The sequence below is a fragment of the Wolbachia endosymbiont of Nasonia oneida genome (assembly GCF_009012935.1).
Classification (GTDB): domain Bacteria; phylum Pseudomonadota; class Alphaproteobacteria; order Rickettsiales; family Anaplasmataceae; genus Wolbachia; species Wolbachia pipientis.
On record NZ_QESS01000040.1, the window covers coordinates 1 to 2,640 of the forward strand.

The following is a 2,640-nucleotide window of genomic DNA, read 5'->3' on the forward strand; positions in this document are numbered from 1 at the left end:
AACACATATCTTATCGCATTCGGACTATTATAAGAAAGGCTATAAAGCTGTGCAAGATAGAGTCTACAATCTTATTTACCCCTTCTTGTTTGTTAAATTCTAATTTTTTTACACATTTTACAACAGAAGATGACAACTTGGCTTTTAACGTGTCATCTTGTAGTTCTTTACCTACATTTGTTCCAATGTTACAATGTTCGTTGACAACTTTTTTAACCTTAGCTTCTATGATCTCCCTTGCGGATTGTTTTAAATTACTTTCTAATAATTTAAGTAATTCTTTACTTTCAAATTTTCCACTATTTTTATTTGATAGAGATTTTATGGTTTCATCAAGCACGTTATGGCAAAAGTGCTTTTCTTTAAATTCAGGAAAACCTTTTTTTAACTCCTCGTTTTTCCTAGATAAAAAGTTATTGAGATTCTTATCCCCAAAAAGCTTATTGGGCAAGTTCCGCAATTTTGAAAGGGTTGATCTACTAGAGCTAGTAGTTGATTTTCCAGTAGATACTGTGCTTACCAAACTCACTGCATCTGGCGTTTTAGTTTTTGTTTGTCCTTGTGATTTTTTAGTTTCTCCATCAATATCTCCTAACCTTTTATCAACACCCTTTAACTTTTCTTCCAACTTTTGTTGTTCTTGGTTTTCTTTTTCTCCCTGTAGTTTCTTAATATCAGCTTTTTCTGCTTGCTTCCGTTCCTTTTGTAACTGCTCTATCAACTTCTCTTGTTCTGCAATCTTTCCTCTGGTTTCTTGTAACTCTTCATCTAATTCTTCATTTAACCGCATTAAACTATTTATTTTCATATCCTTTTCTACTTCAACCAGAGGTCTTTTTATTTCATTTAGAGATTCTATGTTGCACTCAATTAATCTTTCGCTTAGTCCAAATATCAATTTAGATTTTTCCTTTAATTCTGCTGAGAGCTCTTCCTCTAGTTGGCCTGAAACATCTTCCAATTCCGTATAATCTTTTTCGCATTCTGCAAGTTTAGACCTTAACTCTCTATTCTCCTCTTCTAAGAAGTCATTTCCTAATTGTAAGTCTACAATCTGCTGTACTTGATCATTTTCTGTGCATACTTCTTCCATATCAGAGTAGTCATCATCAGTGAATTCATTACTTACTTCAGCGCATATTTCTTCCACGTCAAGGCAGTTGTCATCAGAGGTGAATTCATCACTTACTTCAGTTTGAATTCCTTCATCTTCACTCACTATTTCACTTTGACTTTCTTTTTCTGCAACTTCAGGTCTTAAATTAACTTGGAAACTTTTATCCGTTGTTTCGACGTATTCGGTCTGCATTGTCGTATCTTGAAATGTAGTTTCATCCTTACTTATTATTTCACTCTGGCTCTCTTTTTCTGCCACTTCAGGTTTTAAATCAGCTTCAATATTTTTATCCGTTGTTTCAACGTATTCGGTCTGCATTGTTGTATTTTGAAATGTAGTTTCATCCTTACTTATTACTCCACTTTGGCTCTCTTTTACCGCAACTCCAGGTTTTAAATCAATTTGAGCACTTTCATTTGTTGTTTCAGGATCATCAGTCCGAATTTCATTACTTCCAGTAGCTTTATCGTAATATAGAATATTTTCTGCCCATTTGTTCCATTTCTTTGGTAGTATTCGTCCAACCGTTTTTAAGTACAACCAAGCAAACACAGTAGACCAACTGTATTTTTGTTTAACATTAATTTCATAATTAACCGTATTATTAATATTTGACATAAAATTACCTTGTTTTTTAACTTTAATTTACAGAAAATTTTAACAGTGATAAAGTTATATATATTAGTATAAATGTTAAATAAATACTAACGCGGGTTGTCAAATTATGGTAAAGCTTTTGCCTGCATAATACACTTTAAGCAGAAATACACGTGTTTGTAAGTACAGCATTTGCTTTTTCTATCGCTCTTGCTAATATTTCCTGTTCATTGTTCTGATTTTTCACATTGATTACCTGAGCGGCTAAGTTTGCAGGAAAAGTGACCAAACTGACTTCCCATAATTCCACTTGTTTTAACACCCGAGCTCCGCTTTCATGATCAACATCATACTCTATAGGTATATAGCCGATGGAAAGTCCGTTAATTGTTCCAGTTTTGAGCATCAAATACACTTCTTCTGCTTTCTGAATACCCAAAAGTAAATGTGCAATTATATATAGACCAACATCATTCTCATAAATACCTATGATACTACCTATAGGTTCGTCAGGATTATGCTGCCAAAGGAGTTTTATTTTATTTCTGTTTAAATTTTCCTTAAATGCCCCAGGCAATATCAGATCATTTTGTTTATCAACTATATTAAAAACGCTAGCATAACCAGAAAATACACCGTTTTCTCCTATGCTTTTTATTGACAATGGTGAATAGAGAAATTTCTTATTCATAAGGCCTCCTGTAGTATTGGGAATTCTGTTTGCACAATGCACTGCAATGTCAAATCTATTATATGCAGTTCTCTAAAAAGGGGAAGTATTTTTTTAGTTACTAAAAACGCTAAATTGTAATATGGTACAATGTTACAACGATGTCATGAAAGTAGCTGAAACTGGTTCCTTTATGACGGCAGTACCTTCTCCACTGCCATTAAGTTAAGGAAGGAATGGTAAAAAACGAACCAGA

General features: G+C 33.3%; 2 protein-coding genes. Both read right to left on the reverse strand.

The window, feature by feature from the left end:
* Nucleotides 1-10: 10 nt before the first annotated feature.
* Nucleotides 11-1,735, reverse strand: coding sequence for a hypothetical protein (locus DEF52_RS05940; protein WP_151808128.1), 1,725 nt, complete (start codon nt 1,733-1,735; stop codon nt 11-13).
* Nucleotides 1,736-1,871: 136 nt separating this feature from the next.
* Nucleotides 1,872-2,405: an HK97 family phage prohead protease gene (locus DEF52_RS05945; RefSeq protein WP_151808129.1), complete on the reverse strand. Its 534-nt coding sequence runs from the start codon at nt 2,403-2,405 to the stop codon at nt 1,872-1,874.
* Nucleotides 2,406-2,640: the final 235 nt, after the last annotated feature.

What these genes read in the sequence shown, in the direction of transcription:
- DEF52_RS05940 (WP_151808128.1), bottom strand. Translation starts at nt 1,735, where the DNA reads ATGTCAAATATTAATAATACGGTTAATTATGAAATTAATGTTAAACAA.
- DEF52_RS05945 (WP_151808129.1), bottom strand. Translation starts at nt 2,405, where the DNA reads ATGAATAAGAAATTTCTCTATTCACCATTGTCAATAAAAAGCATAGGA.